Annotated in this window: 21 protein-coding genes; 10 read left to right on the top strand and 11 right to left on the bottom strand. The window is 72.4% G+C overall.

Annotated features, from left to right (window positions below; genetic code table 11):
- The first annotated feature begins 26 nt into the window (after window positions 1–26).
- The 4 genes from CP975_RS32930 to CP975_RS32945 all read left to right on the top strand — a co-directional run bounded on the left by CP975_RS32930 (window position 27) and on the right by CP975_RS32945 (window position 4,719).
- On the top strand, window positions 27–1,322 hold the full coding sequence (locus CP975_RS32930) for an MFS transporter (RefSeq protein WP_055534414.1): 1,296 nt from the start codon (window positions 27–29) through the stop codon (window positions 1,320–1,322).
- Between the two features lie 47 nt (window positions 1,323–1,369).
- On the top strand, window positions 1,370–1,891 hold the full coding sequence (locus CP975_RS32935; RefSeq protein ID WP_055534416.1) for a hypothetical protein: 522 nt from the start codon (window positions 1,370–1,372) through the stop codon (window positions 1,889–1,891).
- A gap of 137 nt (window positions 1,892–2,028) precedes the next feature.
- The gene (locus CP975_RS32940) at window positions 2,029–3,816 is read left to right on the top strand and encodes an ABC transporter ATP-binding protein (RefSeq protein WP_055534449.1); all 1,788 of its coding nucleotides are present in this window, start codon (window positions 2,029–2,031) and stop codon (window positions 3,814–3,816) included.
- A 69-nt stretch (window positions 3,817–3,885) separates the two neighbouring features.
- On the top strand, window positions 3,886–4,719 hold the full coding sequence (locus tag CP975_RS32945; protein WP_055534418.1) for a maleylpyruvate isomerase N-terminal domain-containing protein: 834 nt from the start codon (window positions 3,886–3,888) through the stop codon (window positions 4,717–4,719).
- Window positions 4,720–4,954: 235 nt separating this feature from the next.
- Here CP975_RS32945 and CP975_RS32955 read toward each other — a convergent pair whose 3' ends face one another.
- Entirely contained in the window at window positions 4,955–5,503 is a 549-nt protein-coding gene (locus CP975_RS32955; RefSeq protein ID WP_055534420.1) for a cysteine hydrolase family protein, read from the bottom strand.
- Window positions 5,504–5,821: 318 nt separating this feature from the next.
- On the opposite strand from CP975_RS32955, the gene CP975_RS32960 reads away from it, so the two are divergent.
- The 3 genes from CP975_RS32960 to CP975_RS32970 all read left to right on the top strand — a co-directional run bounded on the left by CP975_RS32960 (window position 5,822) and on the right by CP975_RS32970 (window position 7,732).
- Window positions 5,822–6,010 carry a hypothetical protein gene (locus CP975_RS32960; RefSeq protein ID WP_030775878.1) on the top strand — a complete coding sequence of 63 codons (189 nt, stop codon included), beginning with the start codon at window positions 5,822–5,824 and terminating at the stop codon, window positions 6,008–6,010.
- A 312-nt stretch (window positions 6,011–6,322) separates the two neighbouring features.
- Window positions 6,323–7,201 carry an ABC transporter substrate-binding protein gene (locus CP975_RS32965; protein ID WP_055534423.1) on the top strand — a complete coding sequence of 293 codons (879 nt, stop codon included), beginning with the start codon at window positions 6,323–6,325 and terminating at the stop codon, window positions 7,199–7,201.
- A 42-nt stretch (window positions 7,202–7,243) separates the two neighbouring features.
- A complete protein-coding gene (locus tag CP975_RS32970) occupies window positions 7,244–7,732 on the top strand; it encodes a GNAT family N-acetyltransferase (protein ID WP_055534451.1) in 489 nt (162 codons plus the stop codon).
- Between the two features lie 36 nt (window positions 7,733–7,768).
- Here the strand turns inward: CP975_RS32970 and CP975_RS32975 are convergent, their stop codons facing one another.
- Entirely contained in the window at window positions 7,769–8,371 is a 603-nt protein-coding gene (locus CP975_RS32975; protein ID WP_055534428.1) for a CGNR zinc finger domain-containing protein, read from the bottom strand.
- A gap of 48 nt (window positions 8,372–8,419) precedes the next feature.
- Between CP975_RS32975 and CP975_RS32980 the strand changes: the two genes are divergently transcribed.
- Window positions 8,420–8,806 carry a PPOX class F420-dependent oxidoreductase gene (locus CP975_RS32980; protein ID WP_055534430.1) on the top strand — a complete coding sequence of 129 codons (387 nt, stop codon included), beginning with the start codon at window positions 8,420–8,422 and terminating at the stop codon, window positions 8,804–8,806.
- 22 nt (window positions 8,807–8,828) lie between these two features.
- Here CP975_RS32980 and CP975_RS32985 read toward each other — a convergent pair whose 3' ends face one another.
- The gene (locus CP975_RS32985) at window positions 8,829–9,893 is read right to left on the bottom strand and encodes a hypothetical protein (RefSeq protein WP_055534432.1); all 1,065 of its coding nucleotides are present in this window, start codon (window positions 9,891–9,893) and stop codon (window positions 8,829–8,831) included.
- A gap of 160 nt (window positions 9,894–10,053) precedes the next feature.
- Here CP975_RS32985 and CP975_RS32990 point away from each other — a divergent pair, with 160 nt between their 5' ends.
- Window positions 10,054–12,018 carry a M13 family metallopeptidase gene (locus CP975_RS32990; protein WP_055534434.1) on the top strand — a complete coding sequence of 655 codons (1,965 nt, stop codon included), beginning with the start codon at window positions 10,054–10,056 and terminating at the stop codon, window positions 12,016–12,018.
- 45 nt (window positions 12,019–12,063) lie between these two features.
- Here the strand turns inward: CP975_RS32990 and CP975_RS32995 are convergent, their stop codons facing one another.
- The gene (locus CP975_RS32995; RefSeq protein ID WP_055534436.1) at window positions 12,064–12,693 is read right to left on the bottom strand and encodes a PIG-L deacetylase family protein; all 630 of its coding nucleotides are present in this window, start codon (window positions 12,691–12,693) and stop codon (window positions 12,064–12,066) included.
- 52 nt (window positions 12,694–12,745) lie between these two features.
- The gene (locus CP975_RS33000) at window positions 12,746–13,387 is read right to left on the bottom strand and encodes a helix-turn-helix domain-containing protein (RefSeq protein WP_055534437.1); all 642 of its coding nucleotides are present in this window, start codon (window positions 13,385–13,387) and stop codon (window positions 12,746–12,748) included.
- 140 nt (window positions 13,388–13,527) lie between these two features.
- Between CP975_RS33000 and CP975_RS33005 the strand changes: the two genes are divergently transcribed.
- Window positions 13,528–14,514 (top strand): alpha/beta fold hydrolase, encoded by a 987-nt coding sequence (locus CP975_RS33005; RefSeq protein WP_150477655.1) that lies wholly within the window; start codon window positions 13,528–13,530, stop codon window positions 14,512–14,514.
- Between the two features lie 347 nt (window positions 14,515–14,861).
- Here the strand turns inward: CP975_RS33005 and CP975_RS33010 are convergent, their stop codons facing one another.
- From CP975_RS33010 to CP975_RS33035, 6 genes are all read right to left on the bottom strand, one after another.
- Entirely contained in the window at window positions 14,862–17,141 is a 2,280-nt protein-coding gene (locus tag CP975_RS33010) for an FUSC family protein (RefSeq protein WP_246201712.1), read from the bottom strand.
- Between the two features lie 136 nt (window positions 17,142–17,277).
- Window positions 17,278–18,807: an L-piperidine-6-carboxylate dehydrogenase gene (gene amaB / locus CP975_RS33015; RefSeq protein WP_150477656.1), complete on the bottom strand. Its 1,530-nt coding sequence runs from the start codon at window positions 18,805–18,807 to the stop codon at window positions 17,278–17,280.
- A gap of 49 nt (window positions 18,808–18,856) precedes the next feature.
- The gene (gene hglS, locus CP975_RS33020) at window positions 18,857–20,245 is read right to left on the bottom strand and encodes a 2-oxoadipate dioxygenase/decarboxylase (protein WP_150477657.1); all 1,389 of its coding nucleotides are present in this window, start codon (window positions 20,243–20,245) and stop codon (window positions 18,857–18,859) included.
- 48 nt (window positions 20,246–20,293) lie between these two features.
- Window positions 20,294–21,496 (bottom strand): NAD(P)/FAD-dependent oxidoreductase, encoded by a 1,203-nt coding sequence (locus tag CP975_RS33025; protein ID WP_150477658.1) that lies wholly within the window; start codon window positions 21,494–21,496, stop codon window positions 20,294–20,296.
- A gap of 93 nt (window positions 21,497–21,589) precedes the next feature.
- Complete coding sequence (locus tag CP975_RS33030) at window positions 21,590–22,528, bottom strand: CPBP family glutamic-type intramembrane protease (protein ID WP_150477659.1); 939 nt, start codon at window positions 22,526–22,528, stop codon at window positions 21,590–21,592.
- 145 nt (window positions 22,529–22,673) lie between these two features.
- Window positions 22,674–24,053 carry a helix-turn-helix domain-containing protein gene (locus CP975_RS33035; RefSeq protein WP_150478040.1) on the bottom strand — a complete coding sequence of 460 codons (1,380 nt, stop codon included), beginning with the start codon at window positions 24,051–24,053 and terminating at the stop codon, window positions 22,674–22,676.
- Window positions 24,054–24,302 lie beyond the last annotated feature (249 nt).

The following is a 24,302-nucleotide window of genomic DNA, read 5'->3' on the forward strand; positions in this document are numbered from 1 at the left end:
TCTATAATGTTCGTTATGTTCGAGGCATGGAAAGAACACTGCGGGCCGGACGGCTGGCCACCTTCGCCTACTTCACTTTGAACGGCTTCCTCATGGGCATGTGGATCGTCCACATCCCCGCGGTCGAGGACCGCGCAGGGATCAGCCACGCCGTCCTCGGCTGGCTCCTGCTGCTGCTCGGCGCGGGCGCCTTCGTCGGCATGCAGGTCGTCGGCCCCCTCACTGACCGCCTCGGCGCCCGCGTCGTCGTGCCGGTCAGCGCCGCCCTGTGCAGCGCGGCCGTGGTCCTACCGGGTCTCGCCACGAACGTCTGGACGCTGGGGGCCGCCCTGCTGGCCCTCGGCCTCGGCAACGGCTGTCTGGACGTCGGCATGAACGCCCACGCCGTCCACGTGGAACGCGGCTACCGACGACCCGTCATGTCCGCCTTCCACGCCACGTTCTCCATCGGCGGTGTCCTCGCCGCGCTGGTCGGCGCCCGCACGCTCAGCTGGGGCTGGAGCCCTGCGGCGACCCTCGGCGCGGTGGCGCTGCTCGGTCTGGTGGCCGCCGCGCTGTGCGCTCCCGCACTGCTGCGGGGGGAGCCGGCCGCTCGTACGGAAGGTGGTGTCGCGGAAGGCGGGGCCGCGGAAGCCGTCGTCCCGGAAGCCGTCGCCGCGGAAACCGGGGCCGGCGGCCCGGAGGCCTCCGGCACCACGGCGGCGTCCCCGCGGCGAACGCCCAGGCGCATCTGGGCACTTGCCGCGCTCGCGCTGATGCTCATGCTCTGTGAAGGCGTCGCCAACGACTGGAGCGTGCTGCACCTGCGCGACGTCCTGGACGCACCGGCCGCCACCGCCGCTCTCGCCTACGGTGCCTTCGCCACCGCCATGACGATCGGCCGCCTCCTCGCCGACCGGGTGGCCGCCCGCCTCGGCCCGGTGGCGATCCTGCGCCACGGCGCGACCGTGGCGGCGGTCGGCCTGACCGTGGCGGCGCTGTCCCCCTGGGTTCCGGCGGCCCTGCTCGGCTGGACCGTGTTCGGCGCGGGCCTCTCCGGTTGCATCCCACAGCTCTTCAGCGCCGCGGGCCATACGGACAAGGACGCCGCCGGGGCCAATGTCTCCCGCGTCGCGGGACTCGGCTACCTCGGCATGCTCGCTGGACCTGCGGTCATCGGACCGCTGACGCACTTCATGCCGCTCAACCTCACGTTCCTGCTGCCGGTGGCGTTCTGCGTCGCCGCCGCGTGCGCGGCCGGGATCCTGCGCGAGCCCGGCCGGCCCGCTGCCCAGGCGGGAAAGGCCCCTCACCGGCCGGACCCGGTAACCCGGGCCCCGTGACCGGGATCCCCGGACGCCGACGGTCCCGGAGGGTGAGAATCCTCGATGTGGACGCGGCACTCGCAGGGCTCATCGGCGCACTCGGCGGCAGTGTCATCGGCGCGGGAGGAGCCTGGGGCGCGGCCCTTGTCGCCTTCCGCGGCGCCCGTTACCAAGCGGACCGCCAGGTGGCGGGAGCGCACGAACAATGGCTCAGGCAGGTCCGGCGCGAGACCTACGCCGGCTATCTCGCCCAAGTGCGTTCGGCGTACGACCTGGCCACAGCGACCACTCGCGGCCTCCGCTGGAACCCGACGCCCTCACTCCCGTCGGCAGTCGAGCTTCGTCAGGTCATCCACGAGGTCAGGGAGGCGTACACCCGCGTCGAACTCGAAGCCCCCCGGCGAATCCGCACGGAGGGATACGAGCTGATGGCGGCAGTGACCGCCGTACTCCTGAAGATCGACGACTGGATCGACGAAGCGCCCTCCACCGCTTCCCGGGAGTCCATCGAGGCGCTTCAGCATGCGATAGGCCGCAAGATCGCCGACCTCGCGGAGCTGTGCGCCGCGGACATCCACGACGAGTAGGCCCGGACGGTACGAAACCTCACCCGTCCCGCGTCAGGTGGATCACGCCCGGACGCGTCCTGCCAGATGTGACCGATGCAGCCCCCACCCCCGCTGAGGCCGTCAGAACCTCCAAAGACACGCCCGAACCCGAGCGGCTGCCCGCCAAGGAGACCTGGCGCGCTCTGTACCGCCACTTCCGCCCGCACCGCGCCGCCGTGGCCGTCGGCGCGGTGCTCACCCTGACGGGATCGATGACCGCGCTGGCCCAGCCGCTGGCGGCCAAGTCGCTCGTGGAGCGGCTCGGCGGCGACGACTCCATTGCCGGCGTCCTGGTGCTCCTCAGCGCGCTCGTGATCCTCGGGACCGCGATCGAGGCGATCGGCTCGTACGTCCTGGAGCGCACCGCCGAGTCCGTGGTGCTCGCCGCCCGGCGCACCCTGATCGGGCGGCTGCTGCGGCTGCGCCTCACGGAGGTGGAGCGGACCCAGCCAGGTGACCTCATGTCCCGGATCACCTCGGACACCACGCTGCTGCGGGCCGTGACGACCCAGTCCGTGGTGTCGGCGGTCTCCGGGAGCCTCACCTTCCTCGCGACGATCGCGATGATGGGGCTGATGGATCCGGTCCTGCTCGGCGTCACGGTCGGGGTGATCGTGCTGATCGGCGGTGCGGCGTCCGTGGCCATGCCGAAGATCGCGCAGGCGACCCGGCGCGCCCAGGAGGCGGTGGGCACGATCTCGACCGCGCTGGAACGGGCGTTCGGCGCCTTCCGCACGGTCAAGGCATCCGGCGCCGAGCGGCGCGAGACCGAGGTGGTCCAGGAGGCCGCGCGTGAGGCGTGGCGACACGGGGTGCGGTCGGCGAAGTGGCAGGCGGTGGCGGGGAGTTCGGTCGGCCTCGCCGTTCAGGTGTCGTTCCTGGCGGTGCTCGGGATCGGTGGCGCGCGGGTCGCGTCCGGCGCGATCTCCGTTTCGACCCTGGTGGCCTTCCTGCTCTACCTCTTCTACTTGACCGAACCGGTGTCGCGCCTGGTCGAGGCGGCGTCGCAGTACCAGGTGGGCTCGGCGGCGATCGCGCGGATCGTGCAGGCGGAGCGGCTGGAAACGGAGCAGACGGAGGCGGCGGAACAGACGGAGGCGGCGGCGGGGGAGAGCGGGGCTTCTGAGGACCCGGGAAGGGAGGCCGCCGCGAGGGCGGCCGGCCCGGCGTCTGTGGTCTTCGACGACGTGACCTTCCGCTACCGCGACGAACTCCCGTACGTCCACCACGGCGTGAGCTTCGAGGTGCCGGGCCCCGGCATGACCGCCTTCGTCGGCCCGTCCGGCGCGGGGAAGACGACCGTCTTCGGCCTCATCGAGCGGTTCTACGAGGCGACGGGCGGGCGGATCCTGGTCGACGGCAAGGACGTACGGGAGTGGCCGCTGGCCGAACTCCGGGCCACCATCGGTTACGTGGAACAGGACGCGCCCGTCCTCGCGGGCACCGTCCGCGAGAACCTGCTCTTCGCGGCGCCCGACGCCACCGACGCCGAGGTGCGCGACGTTCTCGTGCGGGCTCGCCTCGACGGTGTGATCGAGCGCCTGCCCGAGGGGTTGGACACGGTGGTCGGCCACCGTGGCTCCAAACTGTCCGGTGGCGAGCGACAGCGGGTGGCGATCGCCAGGGCCCTGCTCAGAAAACCCCGGCTGCTCCTGCTCGACGAGGCGACCTCGCAACTGGACGCGGTCAACGAGCTGGCGCTGCGTGATGTCGTGGCGGAGGTGTCCCGCGAGGTCACGGTCCTGGTGGTGGCGCACCGCCTGTCGACGGTGACGCTGGCGGACCGCATCGTGGTGATGGACGCGGGAAAGGTACGGGCGGTCGGCACGCATGCCGAACTGGTGGCGGCGGACCCGTTGTACGGGGAACTGGCGGCGACCCAGTTCCTGGCGGCGTCGGCGTAGGCGTGAACGGTCGTAGCCAGCGCATCGCTCACTGCTCGCGGCTGGCGTCCCGTGGTCTACCGTGACGGTATGACGCGTCCGAACCCCAGCGCGGTGTACGACCGCTACGTCAGCCGAATCGCCGACCAGACCGCCCAGTTGGTCTCTGCCCTCGATGGCGCGGACGCCGCCGCGCCCGTCCCGGGATGCCCCGGGTGGACCCTGGCCCACCTGCTGCGTCACGTCGGCGGGACACACAGCTGGGCCGAGACGATCGTGCGGACCCGGGCCACCGGGCCCGTCCCGGACGATCAGGTGAACGAGGTCACGCCCGACGCGGACGACGACATCGCGACGCTCACCGCCTGGCTCACGAAGAGCACCGCCCGGTTCGTGGACACGCTGCGCGACGCGGGACCGGACGCCAGGGTCTGGACCCCGGCCCCGGGCGGCACCCCGCTCTTCTGGGCCCGCCGCATGACGTACGAGACGGTCGTCCACCGCTTCGACGCGACCGCAGCGGCCGGCGGGGCGTACACCCTGGGCGCCGACGTCGCGCTCGACGGCCTCGACGAGTGGCTGGAGTTCAGCACTCTGCCGCAGGCGTACGAGTCGGAGGCCACGCACCGCGCGCTGCTCGGCCCCGGCCGCACGCTGCACTTCCACGCTACCGACGCCGCTGATGCGCCCGGGGGGCCGGGTCCGAGTCCGGGGGAGTGGTTCATCGACCTGACCGAGGCCCCCATCTCCGTGAGCCACACCCACAAGAAGGCGGCCACAGCGGTACGCGGCCCTCTCACGGACCTCCTGCTCCTCCTCTACCAGCGCCGCGCTCCGACCCTCGCGGACGGCATCGAAGTCCTGGGAGACAAGGACCTCCTCACCACGTGGATGAGCGCGGCGGGCCACTGGCTGCGGAGGTAATTCGTTCCCCGGGCCCCGGCCTGGCGTTCCAACTCGGCGGAACACCAGCGCTCCCTGAGGGAACTGGCCGAGGGCAGCACGGAGGCGAACGCCAGCTTGCCCATCAGCTGATGAGCTGCGGCTCGGCGAGCTGTTCCTGCTTGCGTGCGATCCACTCCGGAACTACACCGAGCGCCCGCAGCCGGTCGAGATGACCGACGACCTCCGGGGGCAGCGCCAGCGTGAGGTGCCGCCGCTATCCCCCGGGCCAACCTGCGCAGGGCACGACCTCGAAGCCCCGGGCGGGGAAGACCGCGTCCATGAAGAAGTCGTGGATCGCCGCGTCGCCGTCGGCGCAGCCGTCACGCAGCACGGTGATGTCGTAGCCACGGTCTGCCGCGTCGTAGCACGTCGCAGCCACCATCGCGCTGGTCGCGACCCCGGTGATCGCCAGGCTGCTGACGCCGCGCGCCCGGAGTACGAGGTCGAGGTCCGTGCCGGCGAACGCGCTGGCCCGGCGTTTCAGTACGACGACGTCCTCGTCGGCGACCGGCAGCACGATCTCCGTCCCGGCCGACCCCTCGTGGAAGGCGTCCCCGGACTCGTAGAACGCCTTGAGCGTCGCGTTGCCCTGTGGCACGTCGGACCCGTTGTCCCGGAAGGCGAAGTGCACGAAGACCACGAGAACCCCGGCCGCGCGAGCGCGCGGAATCAGTTCGGTGAGCGGGGGCACGACCTCCCTGGCGAACGGGTAGCCGCTCGTGATGCCCCGCTGGACATCGCCGATGATCAGTGCGGTGGTCATGAGAGGCTCCCGTCCAACCCCGCTGTCCCGCGCCCGGCGATCAGCGGGACGGCCATGTGGCGGCCACTCTAATACGGTGATCACCCTGGGCGGGCGGCGATCCGTGCGGCATGCGAGGAAGCCCCCGTGCCGCGGCGGCCGCTCTCCGGTTGGGCCAACACTGCCTTGAGGGCGCCGTGTTCACCCAGTAGGGCCCCATGTCCGGCGAGCACGGTCAGGGGGGGTGGGACCCGAACGGCTCAACATGACCGGCTGGTCAGCCCTTCCCCATGCCAGGCTCGTCCAGGATCAACCCCCCACCCCGAGGAGTGAACTCTCATGGGCATCAAGGACGAAATGCAGGACAAGGCCCAGAAGGCCAAGGAGCAGCTGCGGAACAAGCAGGACGAGGCATCCCAGCGGGGCCGCACCGAGCAGGACCGGCTTCGGGAGCGTGGCGATGACACCCGCCAGAGCGGCGAGCGGTCGTTCGATGACATCCAGGACGACATGGACGACCGCCGCTAGACCTGCGGCTGTCCGGGCCTGCATCCCCGCACGGGGGTGCAGGCCGCTCGCTGCGCGGCTGGCCCGTTGCTGCCGGCACCAGCGACTCCCCCGCGGAGAAGTACACGCTCGTACGTCGAGCGGACCGAGGCAGGCCCGCACGCCCGCTCCCGTGTACGCCGCGGTACACCCGGGCAGGTAGCACCGGACGGCCACGGCGAAACGACCGTGCGGCGGGTGGGGCAGGCGGCTGCAACCGGCGCAGGCCGTGAGGGGCCGACAGGTCACGACAGGGGCGGGCCGCGCCGCGGCACCGGAGCGGGAGGAGTCGGCATGGCACACGACACGGTCCAGGACTGGGAGTTCACCGACGACCGGGACCAGTTGGTGAGGGCGCCACACCGTCCGGCCCGGCTGGTCGCCTACGTGCCGACAGCCGCCGCACTCCACGACCACGGCATACGCCCGGCCGGTGTCTTCGGCTCCGCGCACGACGACCCCGCCGTACCGGATCCGGCCAAGTCGGGCAGCCTCCCTCTGGCGGATCTCCCCTACTTCGGAGCGGGCTCCGCGCTCGACCTGGAAGCGCTCCTCGCCGCGGAGCCCGATCTGGTCATCGCGCTCACCTACGGCGGCGGCCAGGTCTACGGCATTGACCCGGAGACCGCCAAGCACCTGGAGGAGCGGGTCCCCGTCGCCGTGCTCGACGTCGGCCGGGGCCGCAGCCTCGCCGGAATCCGGGACCGCCTCACCGCCCTCGCCCACAGCCTCGGCGCCGCTGAGCGGCCCGAGGCGGAGGCTGAACTCGCCTTGGCTGAGCGCAGGTTGACCGACGCGGCGGGCCAATCCGTACGGCCGCGTGTGCTCGCCCTCTCACCCGCGGGACCCGACTCCGTCCACCTGGCGAGGCCCTACGCCTGGCCCGACCTCGCCGCGCTCGCCGGACTCGGCGTAGGCGTCGTGGACCCCGCACCCGGAGAGGGAGCCAACTGGTCCACGACCACCTGGGCCGAGGCGGCCGCGCTGGAGCCGGACCTCGTGCTCACCGACGTACGCTCCAACGCCGCCGACCTCGGCGAAGCCCTCGGCGGCGGCATCCGCGCCCTGCCCTGGAACCCCGAACTGCCGCCCAGCGCGCAGGAACACGCCCGCTTCTTCACCGCGCTCGCCGAAGCTCTGGAGGACGTGCGGCCCGGGTGCGCCGAGCGGTAAATGGTGTGCGGCCGGTCCGCTCTGCGTGGTACTTCCACCTGCATGGAAGATCTTGTGACGACCCGGCTCGTGCTGCACCCGATGACTGTCGAAGAGGCACGCCGCGTGGTGGCGGGCACGCCCGGGGAAAAGGAGCGGTGGGGGCCCGGGTACCCCACCGAGGGAGACGTGGAGTCGGCGACCGACTTCCTCGGCCACTGCGCGCGGACCGGCAACCCGCAGCCCTTCGGGGACTACGAGATACGCGAGCGCGAGAGCGGCCGGGTGATCGGCAGTCTCGGCTTCAACCGGCCGCCGGACGCCGAGGGCACCGTGACGATCGGATACGGCCTGATCCCCGCCGCCCGCGGCAAGGGGTACGCCGTCGAGGCGCTGCGCGAACTGCTCCGACTGGCCCGCGAGCGGGGCGTCACCCGCGTGAAGGGCGACGCGGACCTCGACAACGTCGCCTCGCAGCGCGTCATGGCCTCGGCCGGCATGCGATACGTCGCGGCGGACGAACGAGTGAAGTACTACGAGAGCACCTGGTAGCCGGTCCGCCCGCAGGCACCGCTGACGCCGCCTCGCTCATCCTTCGTCGGCGCGGCGTGCGCGCAGCGTCCGTACCTTGTGGAGGTTTCCGCAGTGCTCCATCGAGCACCAGCGGCGCCGTCCGGGGCGGGAGGTGTCGACGTAGATCAGGTAGCAGTCGTCGGACGCGCATCTGCGGATGCGGTGCGCGAACGGTCCCGTCAGCAGGTCGACGCCGTCGCGCGCGACGGTGGAGAGCAGCCCGGTCCCGTCGGCGGCTCCCGCCCAGCGGCGTGCGCCGTCCGGGCCCACGGAGGGGACGAGCGGCGGGCGCGCGGCCGCTTCGTTGATGGCGTCGAGGTCGGCCGGGTCGGAGGTCTCATCGAGGGCGCGGGCCGTCGTCGCGCGGAACAGCGCGTCGCGCAGCCGCCGGGCGTCCGCCACCTCGGCGTCGCTCACCTCCAGGTCGGGCGTCGGCGTCAGCCGCGACCGGCCGGCCCAGGCGGCCAGGTCACCGGGTGCGTGCAGCACCTCGTACCGGCGGAACTCGCCGGGGCCGCCGGTGGTCAGCAGCTCCAGGCAGAGCGCGCCCGGGTCGAAGCGGTAGGTGGCGCCGCTGTGGGCGCGCATCGGGATGCCGGGGGACGCGGACGGTGCCATGTAACCAGGATAAGCGGTTACGTCTCGGTGGGGTTCTAGACTCCCGGCATGGATGACACGTTGCGGGCCCGGCTCGGCGCCGGAAAGTATCTGCTGGTCAGCAGCTATCGAAAGGACGGCTCGCTCGTGCCGACCCCCGTCTGGGTCGTCCCCGACGGTGACGCGCTCGGGATCTGGACGGCAGGGGACTCCTGGAAGGTGAAGCGGATCCGCCGCCGCGCGGACGTCATGGTCGGCCCCTGCGATCTGCGGGGCAACCCGACGGGCGGGCAGGTGCCCGCCACCGCCGAGATCTGCCCGCCCGAGGTGACCGCGCGCTACCGCCGTCTCATCGCCCGCAAATACGGGCCGCTCGGCTCCCTCACACTGCTCGGCAGCAGGCTGCGACGCGGCCTGAACGGCACGGTCGGGATCCGCATCACGCTCACCCGCTGACGGCCGCGGCCGGCTCACCACTTCAGGAAGCGCCCGGCTCCTGCCGCGGCGCGGTCGCCGACTGGAGCGCCGAGATGCACGCGGCGATGGCCTGCTGGAGGTCTTCGAGGCGCCGCAGCATGTCGTCCTCGTAGATGTCGCGGATGTCGTCGACGGTCGCGATGTCGTCGAACGTCAGCTCCTCGAACACCTTCGTCGCCTTTTGCAGGCTGCCGTAGAACTTCGCGCGCCGCTCCTGCACGCGCAGCTCGGGGTCGCTCTGGACGGTCTGCGCGACCAGGTCGCGCACCGTGTCGTACGCCTCGCGCGCCCACTCGCCGGACTCCTCGCCGTCGTCCAGCTCGTCGATGAGGGACAGGTGCCGCTCGGCCTCCTCGCGCAGCTCGGCGGGCGCGTCGATCATCTGGCCCGCGGGCGTCTTGACCTGGCCCTTCTCCACGATCTGGCGGACGTAGTCGACGCGGTCGCCCGCTTTGGCCTCGGCGGCCACGGCCTTCTTCAGGTCGTCGGCGCGGACGATGTCGCGGACCAGCTCGGTGCGGAGCGCCGGGTCATCCTCCAGGCGGTCCATCAGCGCCTTCCTCGCCGCCTCCGCGGTGCCCGGGTCGGCGAGGATGGCGGCACGCAGCGCGGTCGGGTTCTCCGCGACCTCCAAGGCCTTCGTGGGCCGGATGCCCTCGGCCTCGGCGGCCTCCGAGATCGCGTCGCCGCGCGGGGTGAGGGCGCTGGAGCGGGAGGAGTAGTACGACAGCCAGACGTCCGCGTCGGGCAGCTCCACGTCCATGCCGGGGGAGAGCGCCTCGAAGTGCGGCACGAGCCCGTCGTCGGCGGCCTTGTCCCACGCCTTGTAGTAGCGCATGACGCGGTCGGCCGAGCAGCCCGCCAGCTCCGCGAACTCCTTGGCCGAGATCTTCGGCGTCTCGCCGGCGCTCTGCCCGCCGGGGCGCACGCTGCGGGCGACCTTCAGGCCGAAGGCCCAGCCGCCGGTACGCGCGTAGGCCCCGAAGTCACGGGCGTCCTCGGCCACCAGGCGCGCCGCGTCGGCGGACGGGACGGCTGCCTCGGACGGGGCGATGGCTACGGTCACGGAAGCTCTCCTGGTGTGACAGGTGTACGGAGGTTGACGCGATACTTTATCGCTCCTATTGGGATGGTTTGCACGCGAGTTGGCGCGGGGTGACACGCGGGCGCCCGCGACGGGGCATAAGCCTTCGTGCCGGGCCGACGGCTCGCAGTAGGGTGCGTGGATGAGCATTCTGGATGACGCCCGCCCGGGCATGAACCCCGAGATCCGCCCGCAGGACGACCTCTTCGGACACGTCAACGGCCACTGGCTGGACACCGAGAAGATCCCCGAGGACCGCTCCAGCTGGGGCCCCTTCGTGCAGCTGGCCGATACGGCCGAACAGCAGGTCAAGGAGATCATCCAGGATCTGGCCGAGTCCCCGGACGGTGAGGGCGCCTCCGCCGACGAGGCACGCAAGATCGCCGCGCTGTACGCCTCCTTCATGGACGAGGAGACCATCGCCGCCCGCGGGCTCGCCCCCGCGCAGCCGCTGATCGACGAGGTCGCAGGAGTGCGGGACATCCGCGAGCTCGCGGCGTTCCTCGGCCGCTTCGAGCGGATCGGCGGCTCGGGCCTCTTCGGTTCGTACGTCGACTCGGACGACCGCGACTCCGACCGCTACCTCTTCAACATCCTCCAGGGCGGCCTCGGGCTGCCCGACGAGTCGTACTACCGCGACGAGAAGTTCGCCGAGATCCGCGAGAAGTACGTCGCCCACCTCACCGAACTCCTCACGCTCGGCAAGCACGCCGCCCCCGAGGCCGCCGCGAAGACCGTGCTCGCGCTGGAGACGCGGCTCGCCGCCGGCCACTGGGAGCGCGCCGAGACCCGTGACGTACTGAAGACGTACAACCTCACGACCCTCGACGAACTCCTCGCGCTGGCGCCGGAGTTCGACTGGCGCGGCTATGTCGAGGGCCTCGGCGGCTCGGACGCCACCATCGCGGAGACCTGTGTCCGCCAGCCGTCCTACCTCTCCCACCTCTCCGCGGTCCTCGCCGAGGTGCCGATCGAGCAGTGGCGGGACTGGGCGCTCGCGCGCGTGCTGCGCGCCTGCGCGCCGTACCTCACGGACGACTTCGTGCGGAACAACTTCGAGTTCTACGGCCGTACGCTCAACGGCACCCCCGAGCTGCGCGCCCGCTGGAAGCGCGCCGTCTCCCTCGTGGAGGGCGCCATGGGCGAGGCCGTCGGCAAGGAGTACGTGGCGCGGCACTTCCCGCCGTCGTCCAAGGCGATGATGGACGACCTCGTCGCCAACCTCCTTGAGGCCTACCGCCAGTCGATCGCCCGTCTGGACTGGATGACCGACGAGACGAAGGCACGGGCGTACGAGAAGCTCGCCACGTTCCGCCCCAAGATCGGCTACCCGGACACCTTCCGCGACTACTCCGCGCTCCGGGTCAGCGCCGACGATCTGCTCGGCAACGCGCAGGCGGCGGCCGCGTTCGAGACGGACCGGGAGCTGGCCAAGATCGGCTCGCCGGTCGACCGCGACGAGTGGTTCATGCTGCCGCAGACGGTCAACGCGTACTACAACCCGGGCACCAACGAGATCTGCTTCCCCGCGGGCATCCTCCAGAAGCCGTTCTTCTCGCCCGACGCCGACCCGGCGGAGAACTACGGCGGCATCGGCGCGGTCATCGGCCACGAGATCGGCCACGGCTTCGACGACCAGGGCGCGCAGTACGACGGCGCGGGCAACCTCAACGACTGGTGGACCGCCGCCGACAAGACCGCGTTCGAGGCCAAGTCGAAGGCCCTGATCAAGCAGTACGACGCCTTCTCGCCCCGCAACCTCCCCGGCGAGTTCGTCAACGGTTCGCTGACGGTCGGCGAGAACATCGGCGACCTCGGCGGCCTGACCATCGGGCACACCGCCTACCTCATCTCGCTCGACGGGGCGCCGATGCCCGAGAGCGAGGAGGGCACCGGCTCGCAGCGGCTCTTCAAGAACTGGGCCTACTGCTGGCGCACCAAGCGCCGCAAGGAGCAGGAGCAGCAGTACCTCACGATCGACCCGCACTCGCCGCCGGAGTTCCGCGCCAACATCGTCCGCAACCTCGACGAGTTCCACGAGGCGTTCGGCACGGCCGAGGGCGACGGCCTGTGGCTGGACCCGGCGGAGCGCGTGCGGATCTGGTGAGCCCCCGCGGGGCGCCGCGGCCCTCGACACGCGGCGCCCCGCGGTTCAGTCCAGTTCCGGCCCGGGCGCGGGGGCGAGACCGTGCCGGATGTACCACTCGGTGGCCAGGAGCCGTTCGCGGGCGGCCTGCGGGAGGCTCGCGATCAGGCCGGGTACGGCTCCGCGTGCCACCTCGGAGCGGTGGGACAGCACGGCGGCGATCTTCCGGTCCAGCCAGGGGCCGACGTCGATGGCCGTGGTGACCTGCTCGTCCGGGACGCTGCGCACCGCCTTGCGCGCGCCGACCACGGTCACCCGGTGGGTATGCACGTGGTCGGGGTGGCCGCTCAGCCCGCCGTAGGCGTCGTGGGTGACCACGATCTCCGGGCGGACGTCCCGGACGTGCGCCACCAGCCGCCGCACCGCCTCGTCGAGCAGCGCGTCGCACAACCGGGGCTCCCCCGGGGCCGATTCCGGCACGCGCGCGTCGGCGAAGCCGAGCAGGCGCGGCTCGCCCGAGCCGAGAATCCGTACCGCTTCCGCCAGTTCCGCGGCACGCCGCGTGCCCGGGGCCCAGGTCGCGGTCACGACGGCGGTACGGGCGCCCCCCGCCGCGTGCCGGGCGAGCACGCCGCCGGCGGCCAGGGATTCGTCGTCGGGGTGCGCGAAGACCGCGAGCAGACTGGGCGCCGTCATCGAGCTGCCACCTGCCGGTACGCCGGTACGGGTGTTGCCCTGTCGCACGGGCTCATTCGGCAGCCTTTCTGTCGCCAGTCCCGCCACCAGGGGCTGGAGCGGTGCGCGGCCGCAGACGTTCTCCCTGAGGCCCGAACATGATCAGATACTCGACCGGTCCGTCGGAACCGGCGTTCGCGACTCCGTGAGGGACGCGGGTGTCGAACTCGGCGACATCCCCGGCGGCCAGGACGAGGTCCTGATAACCGAGTGCGAGCCACAGCCGCCCGTACAGGACGCACAGCCACTCGTAGCCCTCGTGGGACACCTGCCGGGGCCGGCCGGGCGGCTCCTCGACAGCAGGCAGGACATGCTTGTGGGCGTGCAGGCCGCCGACGTACCGGGTCAGTGGCAACACCGCCTTGTCGTCGCCGAAACGCTGGAGCGCGGAGGTGCGGCGCTCGGTGGCGGGGGCGGTGGGGGCGACGGGGGCGGCGCCGGCCAACTCGTCCAGGGAGACTCCGTATTCCTTCGCCAACTGCAACACCACCTCCAGGGTGGGCTTGCGCCGGCCGGTCTCGATCCGCGAGAGCGTACTGGGCGAGATACCGGTCGCGCCGCTGACATCGGCGAGTGTGACGCCACGCCGCTCGCGCAGGACCCGCAGCCGGGCCCCCATCGCCGCCAGTGTCCGGGCCACGTCGTCCCCCGCCACCGTCCCTGTTCCTTTCCGCAGTGCCGCTTCACCTCGCTGTCCTGCAAGCTTGCCCGAATGGCAACGCCGATGGCGCCAAGTGACCGTTGCGCCGCATGATCGATCGGAACCCGGCCGCCCGCGAACCGAGGAGAAGCCCCATGCCATCCGAGCCGACCGCCGCGCTCCGCCCCCGCACCGTGCAGGCCCCTGCCGGGCGCCTGCACGTGGCCGAGCAGGGGGCCGGCCCACTGGTCCTGCTCGTGCACGGCTTCCCCGAGTCCTGGTACTCCTGGCGCCGCCAGCTCCCGGCCCTCGCCGCGGCCGGGTACCGGGCAGTGGCGATCGATGTACGCGGCTACGGTCGCTCCTCCAAGCCCGCCGCGACCGACGCCTACCGAATGCTCGACCTGGTGGAGGACAACGTCGCCGTCGTGCGCGCCCTCGGTGAGGAGAGCGCGGTGATCGTCGGCCATGACTGGGGCTCCAACATCGCCGCCGCCTCCGCACTCCTCCACCCGGAGGTCTTTCGCGCCGTCGGCTTGCTGAGCGTCCCGTACGCACCGCCCGGCGGCCCCCGCCCCACCGACATCTTCGGCCGGATCGGCGGCCCCGAGCAGGAGTTCTACGTCTCCTACTTCCAGGAGCCCGGCCGCGCCGAGGCGGAGATCGAGCCCGACGTACGGGGCTGGCTCGCGGGCTTCTACACGGCACTGTCCGCCGACACCATGCCGGCCGAGGGCGAGCCCGACCCGCACTTCGTCTCCCTGGGAGGTCAGCTGCGCGACCGTTTCCCCGCCGGCCCGCTCCCGGCCTGGCTGACCGAGGACGACCTCGACGTCTACGCCGGAGAGTTCGAACGCACCGGCCTGACCGGCGCCCTCAACCGCTACCGCAACATGGACCGCGACTGGGAGGACCTCGCTCCCCACCGCGGCGCCCCGATCACACAGCCCGCCTTGTTCGTCGGCGGCGCGCTGGACGCCTCCACCACCTGGCTGGCCGACGCCATCGACGCCTACCCCACCACCCTCCCCGCCCTGTCCGCCTCCCACCTCCTGGACGGCTGCGGCCACTGGATTCAGCAGGAACGCCCCGACGAGGTCAACAGCCTGCTGACCGGCTGGCTCGCCACCATCGAGGGCTGAACCAGGCGGGGCGCCCGGTCATCGCCCTGTGGTGCTTCCGCGGAGGACGTTCCCTGATCGCGCTCGTCCGCCGACGGCTCAGGCGCGGCCGATGAGTTCTGCCGGTGGGGGCAGGGCCCGCAGTCTGATGGGTTGGGCCAGGCCCTCGGCGTCGCCGGAAGCAACCCAGTGCGCTGGTGAGATCCAGTTCGACGCCGAGGGGCCGGGTTGCTGGACATCGTCAGCCCGCCGGTCCTCGGGAGCGGTGGCCCAGACGGCGCGGGTCGGCCGATCTGCACCGAACCCCCTGCCAGGCCGGAGCACGGCACCATGGCCGTGAAGGGGAACCCCGGCTCGCCCGGGGCGCCTCAGAGCCCCTTCCCCGCACCCCGCGCCCCCGCCGCCTTCTCCTCCCGCACCGCGAGCGGGACGCCCAGTGGGCGGGCCAGGCCGACGATTCCCTCGTCGAGGCGCTGGAGATGCCGCAGTACGCGGAACGTCACCGAGCCGGTGCGCAGCACCTCGTGGCGGCCGCTGTCCAGCATCGAGGCGATGCTGGCACCCGACTCGATCTCGCCGTCGGTCTCCTCGTCGCGCACGTGCGCGGCGATCAGATCGATGTTGTGCGTGATGCGCCGCCCCGCGAGGGCAAGGCGCGCGTCGGCCGCCACACTCTTGCTGGAGGGCACCAACTCGGCCGTCGCCGCGAGGGAACGCGCGTGGTAGGCGGAGGTCTCCAGGAGCGCCACCACATAGCGGGCGTTCTGCCGCCGCGCCCGCAGCGGAGCGATCGGATGGGTCAACGGCTTCGTGGAGCTGCGCAGAGCGTCCAGCGCCGTGTCCAAGTCCCGCGCCAGGTCCACGAGATCGACCGCGGGCCCGCCACTGAGCTGCGCCACCGCTGCCGAGACGACGTCCCGAAGGCGCGCGAGGACGGTGCCCAGTTCCTCGTCCGTACGGTGTGACGTCCGCACCGGCAGCACGAGGACCGCCGCGATGATCCCGCAGGCCGCGCCGAGCGCCGTCTCCTCCACGCGCAGCACAAGGACGTCGAGGCTGTAGGTGTTGAGCAGCGTGTAGAGCAGGCCCAGCATCGCCGTGACGAAGAACGACATCAGCGCGTACGACAGGGGCGCGGTGAAGAACATCCCGAAGACGCAGAGCAGGACCAGGGCGAACGCGATCCACGTATGGTTGCCGACGGCGCCGGCCAGCGCCACACCGGCCACCACACCGAGTACCGTGCCGAGCAGCCGGCGGTAGCCCTTGACCAGGATCTCTCCGGTGGACGCGGTGTTGAGGAAGACGACCCAGCAGGTCAGCACGGCCCAGTACCAGCGCTGCGTGGACAGGAACTCGCCGCCGACGATGGCCAGCGCCGAGCCCACCGACACCTGCACGGCCGCCCTGGTGGTGGGGCGCCGCAGCCCGGTCGGCTCGTCATCGGCAGCCTCCGCCGCCTCTCCCGCGATGGAGATCTCCTCCGCCTCGAACTCCTCGCGGGAACGGGCGGCTTCCGGGGTGTCGTACTCCTCGTCCCGCGAACCGTCCACCGCCAGCCGCAGACCCAGGATGGCGCGTGCCGCCTCGCCGACCGCGCGGAAACAGTCCTGGATCGCGGGCGAGCCCTGGGGGAGGCCCTGCTCCTCGCGGTAGCCGAGCAGCCTGTTGCGTACGTAGGGGAGAGCCGTGCCGCGCTCGTCGGGCGCCAGGCGCACCACGAGCAGGTGCAGGGCGCGCAGATCCCTGCGCAGTGCCGTGCCCGCGTCCTGGGCGATCCGAGCGCGGGGCGGCATGGACGCGGACGCGTTCGGCAGGTGCAGCGTGAGCGTCTCCACGCGCTCGGCACTGCGGGCGTTGAGCAGCAGCACGCCCAGGCGTTCGGCGGCGATCTCGGCGTCGGCGACCCTGCGTTGCAGCAGTGCCGCGGCCGACGCGTCGCTGGTGCCCTCTTCGAGGCGGCCCTGGATCATCAGCGCGGCCTCGTGCAGCCGGGCGGTGCTCCGCCGCAGGTCGACGAGGACCTTGTCCACGTCCTCGGCGTCGGCGTCGAGCAGGTCGGTCTGATGGGCGATGAGCTGGGCGAGCCGGGCGCGGAACGCCTCGCGCAGCCGCGCCAGGGTGCGTTCGGGAGTCTCCGGTACGAGGGCGAACCGCGCGACGGCACTGCACGCGAAGGCGATCACCAGGGTCAGGTACAGCTCCGGCAGGGCGGAGACGGACGCGTTCACGAAGAGCGACACGAAGTAGACCTGGAAGCCGATCAGGCCGAGCGCGGTGCCCCGGTCGCCGAACCGGCGCGAGTACACCGCCCCGAAGATCAGCATCACGAAGAAGATGTCACCGGCGATCACCCGGGAGTTGAGCAGCGCTCCCAGGGATATCGCGGCGAGCGCGACGGGCAGGCCGAGCGCCAGTGTGATCGCCTGGCCGCGCACCTCCTTCTCCTGGATCGCGAACGTGGCGACCATCGCCGCCATCGCGCCCGCGACCAGATGCGTCACCGAGGTGCCGACGAGGGCGAGCACGGCCAGGGCGAGGAGGATCGCCCCGACCGTGCGCAGCCCCGCCATGAGGCGCAGGAGTCCCGGATCGGATGCCGAGAACCGGTCCCAGACGCCCTTCGCTGTCCTTCGTGCCACTGCCATCGCGATGCCGTACTCCCCATTGCTCTCTCGGTGTCCTCCGGGCGCGTGACCCAGCATCGCACGAGCGCGTTCGAGGAGATCAAGGCTGGTCGGGGGCCTGTTGGCGGCACCGGGCGGCGGCTCGCAGGAAGAGACGTCACAGGAAGCTGACGTTCTGCGCGAGAGTGAGCCCGCCGGAGTAGTTGACCGTGTTGGTGGCCGACCGCATGTAGGCGCGCCACGCGTCGGAGCCGGACTCGCGCCCGCCGCCGGTCTCCTTCTCGCCGCCGAACGCCCCGCCGATCTCCGCTCCGGAGGTCCCGATGTTCACGTTGGCGATGCCGCAGTCGGAGCCCTCCGCCGACAGGAAGCGTTCGGCCTCCTGCTGATCGCGCGTGAAGATGCTCGACGACAGCCCCTGGGGAACGTCGTTGTGCAGCGCGATCGCCTCGTCGAAGGTGTCGTACGTCATGACGTACAGGAGCGGCGCGAACGTCTCCTCGCGTACGACGGGGGACTGGCCGGGGACGCGTACGACGGCCGGTTCGACGTACGCGGCGTGCGGCGCCGTCCGCGCCGTGCGACGGTCGCCGCCCGCGAGCAGCCGGCCGCCTTCCTCGCGTACGCGGCCCAGCGCGTCCCGCATGCCGTACAGCGCCTCGGTGTTGATGAGCGGCCCGACCAGGGTGGCCCGGTCGAAGGGGTCGCCGATGGGCAGCTTCTGGTAGGCGTCGGTCAGCCGCCCGACGAGCGTGTCGGCGATGTCCCGGTGCGCGATGAGGCGCCGCAGCGTCGTACACCGCTGCCCCGCCGTGCCGACCGCGGCGAACACGATGCCCCGCACGGCGAGATCCAGATCGGCGGACGGCGCGACGACCGCCGCGTTGTTCCCGCCGAGTTCGAGCAGGGAGCGGCCAAAGCGGGCGGCCACGCGCGGCCCGACCTCGCGCCCCATCCGGGTCGACCCCGTGGCGCTGACGAGCGCGACCCGCGGGTCGTCCACGAGCCGTTCCCCCACCGCACGGTCGCCGAGCAGCAGCCGGTGCACATCGCGGGGCGCGTCGGCCTCCTCGGCGGCCCGGGCCAGGAGCCGGTCGCAGGCCAAAGACGTCAGCGGGGTCAGCTCGGACGGCTTCCAGACGACCGTGTCACCACAGACCAGCGCGACCGCGGTGTTCCACGACCACACCGCGGCGGGGAAGTTGAACGCGGAGATGACCCCGACGACGCCGAGCGGGTGCCAGGTCTCGCAGAGGCGGTGCCCCGGCCGTTCGGAGGCGATGGTGCGGCCGTAGAGCTGACGGGACAGGCCCACGGCGAAGTCGCAGATGTCGATCATCTCCTGGACCTCTCCGAGCGCCTCGGAGCGGATCTTGCCCGCTTCGATGGTGATCAGGTCGGCCAGGTCCTCCTGGTGTTCGCGCAGCAGCACGCCGAGCCGCCGCACCAGGTCCCCGCGCCGGGGCGCCGGAGTCGTGCGCCAGGACAGGAAGGCCTCGTGGGCGGCCGTGAGGGCCTCCTCGGTCCCGTCCGCGTCCGCGGCGGCCAGGGCGAACAGATCCTCGCCGGTCACGGGGGTGCGGGCGAGCAGGCCCTCGCCGTCAGGGACGGTGACGTCGACGCGGTCGAGGGCGGCGAGGGCGCGGGCGCGCAGCTCGTCGGTGGAGGGGAGGACGATGCCGGTCATGTTGCTCCCTTGGGAGTGAGGGGGGTGGCCAGTTCGGGAGGCCTGGGGGTCAGCTGGGCACGGAGTCGAGGTCCAGCTCGCGGGCGACGCGCACGAGAGAGGCGTCCCGCTGACGCTCGTACAGCGTGAAGGGGTCGAGCACCTCGCGCTCCATGGCACCGGAGAGCCGCTCGGCGTCGTACACGCTGCCTTCCCGGGCGCCGTCCCTGGAACCCGTGGAGCTGAGGTTCGACTGGAAGATCCCGGCGGCGGAGCGGGGCAGGAAGTCCTCGTACACGATCGGCTCGGCCCGTACCCAGCCCTCCCGCAGGAGCGCGCCGAGGTCCGTGGCGGGACGGCCCTTCCGGGGACGGCCGGGGACCAGGTGGTACGTGAAGAAGCCGAGCCCCCGTTCGGCCAACTCCCGCTCGGTCGGCGGCAGATGCTCGGTCCACACGGCGCGGGCGACCTCTCCGCGCTCCGCGGCCGGCCGGTGAGCGGCCCGTTCGTCGACGAGCCCGAGCAGCCGGTCGTACAGGGCGCGGCCCTCGCGGGTCAGCGCGATGCCGCGGGCCTCGACCTCGCCGAAGCGCACCCGCAGCGCACCGCGGGTCACGGTGCCGTCCGCGGCGCGCAGGGCACGCGGCTCGGCGAGCGCCCGGAAGGACGTCTGGCGCAGCAGGACGTCGGGCCCCTCCCAGCGGGGCGGCCCCTGGATGGTGTCGATCATCTCGATGCCGCGCGCGGTCATCCGCCGGTACAGCTCGTCGATGTCCAGGACGCGCGGTGTGAGGTGGTTGATGTGGGTGCTGCGTACGCCGCCGATGTCCGCGGCGACGGCGGAGACCCGCTCCAGGGCGGCGTACCAGTCCCTGTCGATGGGCTCCGCCGACAACTCGAAGGCCTGGACGGCGAGTTCGAGGAAGCGTTCGGCGTCGGCCTCGGGCAGCTCCCGCTCGGCTTCGGCGCGGTCGGCGAGGCCGAGCAGTTCCGGCCCGAACAGCTCACGACCGTCGAGGAACGCGGTCAGCCGCGAGCGCAGGTCGGCGTCGAAGAAGCGGGGGTCGGAGACGGTGAGCATGGAGGTGAAGACCCGGAAGGGGTTGCGGTCCAGCTCGTCCTCCGCGACGGGCCGGAACGCGGTCGATACGACGGGCAGTGCGCTGGCGGCGGTGTCGCGCAGGTCGTAGAAGCCGACGGGGCGCATGCCTAGGGCGCCGAAGACGCGGGCGACCTGCCGCAGCTCGCCGGGGGTGCCGACGCGGATGGCGCCGTGCCGTTCGGCCGTGACGCGGCCGATGGACCCCAGGCGTTCGGCAGCGGCGCCCCGTGCGCGCAGGACGTCCTCGTTGACCTCGCGGGAGACGTCCACGAGCTCTGCGTAGGCGGGGACTTCACGCCCGTACATCCGGGAGAGCCGCGCGGTGAACGCGGCACGCAGCCGCCACTGCCCGATCATCGACGAGTTGTCCTTTCAGTGGGGGGCCGCGTCCGTCCCGGCGCGGATTCAGACCACATGGGCCTCGGGGCGGCTCGCGTACCCGGCGCTGAAGCGGTCCGCGCTCAGCGGGGCGATGTCGACGTACGGCCGTCGCCCCAGGTACAGATCGCGGACGATCTCGCCCACGGCGGGAGCCTGGAGGAAGCCGTGCCCGGAGAACCCGGTGGCGTACAGGAAGTTGGGGACGGCGGCGGAGCGGCCGATGAGCGCGTTGTGGTCGGGCGTGACCTCGTAGAGGCCCGCCCAGCCCCCGGCCGTCTCCATGCCGGCGACGGCGGGCGCGCGCCGCCGCAGGGCCGCCCGGAAGAGGTCGAGCCACTCCGGTGTCCACGTGGTGTCGAAGCCCTCCGCCTGGCGGGGGTCGGCGAGGCCGAGGAGCAGCCCGTCGTCGCTGTTGTGGAAGTACGCCGATGACGCGAAGTCGATGGTGAAGGGGATGCGCGGCGCGGCGGGCACGAGCGGGACGGTGAAGGCGAGTTGCCGCTTCACCGGACGCACCGGCAGCTCTACGCCCACCATGGAGCCGACCCGCGCCGACCAGGCGCCCGCGGCGCACACGACCGTCGCGCAGGAGACCGGGCCACGGTCGGTGCGCACGGCCGTCACGCGGTCCCCAGCGGTCTCCATGCCGACGACCGTGGTGTGCGTCGCGAACACCACCCCGGCGCGGGCCGCGGCGCGGGCATAGCCCTGGACGACGAGGGCGGGCCGCGCGTGCCCGTCGGCGGGGGAGTAGGCGGCGGCCGACAGCCCTTCGGCACTGACGTAGGGGCAGAGCGACCGCGCCTCGGCCGGGCCGATCATGCGGCTGGGGACGCCGAGTTCGTTCTGGGCACGTACGCCGGTCTCGAACCCCGCCACCTGCCCGGGGTCGGACAGCAGGAACAGATAGCCCACGGTGGCCAGTCCGACGGTGGCACCGGGGCGGCGCGGGAAGTCCCGGAAGGCGCGCAGGCTCCGGTGCCCGAGTTCGATGTTGAGCGGATCGGAGAACTGCGCCCGCACACCGCCGATCGGCTTGCCCGAGCTGCCGCCGCCGAGCGTGCCGCGCTCGATGACGACGATGTCGCGTACGCCCGCCTCGGCGAGGTGGAAGGCGATGCCGGCTCCCATCACGCCGCCGCCGACGATGACGACCTCGGCGGTGGACGGGAGCCCCGACGAGGAGGCGGACGGGACGAACGACGCTGTGGACACCGAGGACGTCAAGGGGCGGCTCCTTCCCGGGCGGTGGGCCGGGTGCCCGACATGGTGCGCCTTCGTGATGACCGGCGTCCATGAGCCGCGGGCGCGGGTGACCGATTACGACCCCTCGGCGGACCGGACGAGCACCCGGTCGGGCCCGCCCGCACTCCGACGCTCGATCCGCCGCCGGACCGTGAACGCGGCCATGGCCACCAACAGGTAGACGAGTACGAGGAGTTCCACATCCGGCGACGACAGCTCGGCGTGCCAGCCCGCGCCGCGCTTGCCGCCCTCGTACACCACTCGGTTGACGGTCAGGAAGGCCAGATGGGCGCCGATGGAGACGCACAGCGGGGCGCGCCCGACGGCCGTGCGGGCGGTGACGAGCATCAGGCCGAACACGGTCAGGAGGATCAGATAGCCGACCGGATCCTGCCCGCCGGGCGCGAGTCCGACGGGCCCGGCCTCACGGCCGAGAAGGCGCGCGGTCGCAGCCCCCACCACCGTGGAGAAGCCGGGCGCGACCAGGAAGACGGCGGTCGTGCCGAGCGCCGCGCCCACACCGCCGAGGCGCTCGCGCAGCGACGTCCACACGTAACCGCGCAGCGTCGTCTCCTCGGGCAGCGCCTCCAGCAGCAGCGCGACCACGCCGTTCGCCACCACGAACCCGGCCAGCGTCCCCAGGTCGGGAGACGACCAGCGCAGCAGCCCGGCGGCCGTCCCCGCGCCCAGTACGAGCGCGGCGGACCCCACGACGACGCCCGCCCCGATGAGCAGCGCCCGCAGGTTCTCCCCCGCGCCGCCGAACCCCAGGTCCTTGAGCGAGCCCTTCCGGCGGCGCAGCGCGAACACGACCAGCGGCACGGCTACCGCGCTGACCAGCGCGGCCGGTATGAGCCGGGCCACGAACCCGCCGGCTCCGAGGGCGTCGGCGATCACCGGCCCCAGCTCGGTGCCCACGCCCAGCGCCGAGCCCATGACGAGGCCGCCGCCCAGAGCGCGCCCCAGCGTTCCCGCGGGGGATGGGGTGGGTGAGTCGGGGTGCAGGCCTGCCATGTGTCTCTCCTCGCTGGACGCCCGTCGCGACGGGGTGTTTCCCTCATCGTCGGCGCCCGCGTGAGCACGGGAGTCGTAGCCGCGGATGAAATGCGGGTACATCCTTCGATGCAGGTCAGGGGTGGCGCGACGGAGGAGGACGCGCTCACATCGGGGGAGTGGCGGGCGCGGGGCCCAGGGTGGTCGTACCGGGCGCGGCCCGGTGTCCGAGCCCCGTGCGGTACGCGTCCATGGCGGCCTCCACCCGGCCGGTGCGCCGCAGCAGATCGCCCAGCAGCCGGCAGAGGTCCGCCAAGTCCCCTGCCGCGCTTGACCGTTCGAGCAGCGAGAGCGCGGCGCAATAGTGCTCCTCGGCGCCCTCCGTGTCGCCCCGCTCCTCGGCGATGAGTCCGAGCAGCCGGTGCGCGCCGCCCGCGTGCACCGCGCCCCGCCCGGCCCGGAGCGCCCCCGTGTCGCGGCCCGCGTCGTCCTTCTCGTCGGCCGGGGTCAGCAAGGGCCGCAGCAGCGCTTCGGCCTCGGCGGTCTTGCCGCGCCGCCGCAGCACGTCCGCCAGTTCCACCTCGACCTGCTCGGTGAAGAGCGCGGCCCGCTTGGAGGCGAGGATGGAGCGGGCCGTGCGCAGCTCGCTCTCGGCGTGCTCCAGGTCGCCGTCCTGGGCGTGGACGTAGCCGCGCATCCAGTGGCAGTGCGCCAGTTCGGTACGGATGTGCAGCTGGCGGTAGAGCTCCTGCGCTTTGGCGAGCGACGCGTCCGCCTCGGCGATGCGGCCTTCGGCGATGAGGGTGCGGGCCACTCCGCGGTGCATGCCCGCGACCAGTGCGGGGTCGCTCACGCGCGGGGCGAGCGCGAGCGCCAGTTCGGCGGCGTGCGCGGCCCGGGCGTGCGCGCCCATGTCCATGTAGGGCGCGATGGACGCCGTGTAGAGAAGCAGCAGCGCGTCCGGGTCGTGCAGCCCGGCGGCGCCGAGTTCGTCGAGGGTGCTCTCCAGGAGGTAACAGGCGTACCGCAGCTCGCCGGTGAGCAGATGGGCGGTGGCGCGGCCCCGGATGGCCGGAACCCGGCGCGGCAGCGGCTCGTCGGCGAGCAGTCGCTCGGCGGCGGCGAAACAGTCGCGGGCGCCGGTGAGTTCACCCGACTCCAGCAGACAGTCGCCGAGGCCGAGCAGCGCGGCCGCCTGCTCCTCGGCGAGCGCGTGCGTGACGGCTTCCTCGTGGAGTGCGCGAAAGAGCGCGGCCGCGTCCTCGGGGGCCCCGGTGGCCAGGGCGCGCCGGGCATCGGTGAGCCGCAGGCGCAGCCCGGTGCCGAGTGCGGCGGGGCGGCCGGTGGCCAACTCCTCGTAGCTGACGCCGAGCCGGTCGGCGAGGTGCCGCAGCGCGGCCTCGGAGGGCCGCACCTTGCCCGACTCCAGTGTGGAGATGTACGCGGGGGTGTAGGCGGGCTCGGCCAACTGCCGCTGAGTCAGGCCCAGTTCACCGCGCAGGCGCTGGACGCGCCGTCCGATCTCGGCCGGGTCGTCGGGCCGCACGGAGGCGGTCTTTCGCGCGTTGCCGGGTCGTACGTCGTCGGAACCGTTCTGTGCCACCACTGGCCTCTCCCTGCGTCACACCCGGGCGTTGGCGCTCCGGTGCCCCGGAGATTCGGGGCGGTCGGTGCTGCGGGGCTCTCGGAACCGTATGAACGAGCCCGCCCCACCAGCAACTTGACGCACACCCATTGCCTGGAATCCCACGAGCCTCTACGTTGAGCCGCGCCTTAACCGCACTTAACCCGCCAT

The organism is Streptomyces alboniger, from assembly GCF_008704395.1.
GTDB lineage: Bacteria > Actinomycetota > Actinomycetes > Streptomycetales > Streptomycetaceae > Streptomyces > Streptomyces alboniger.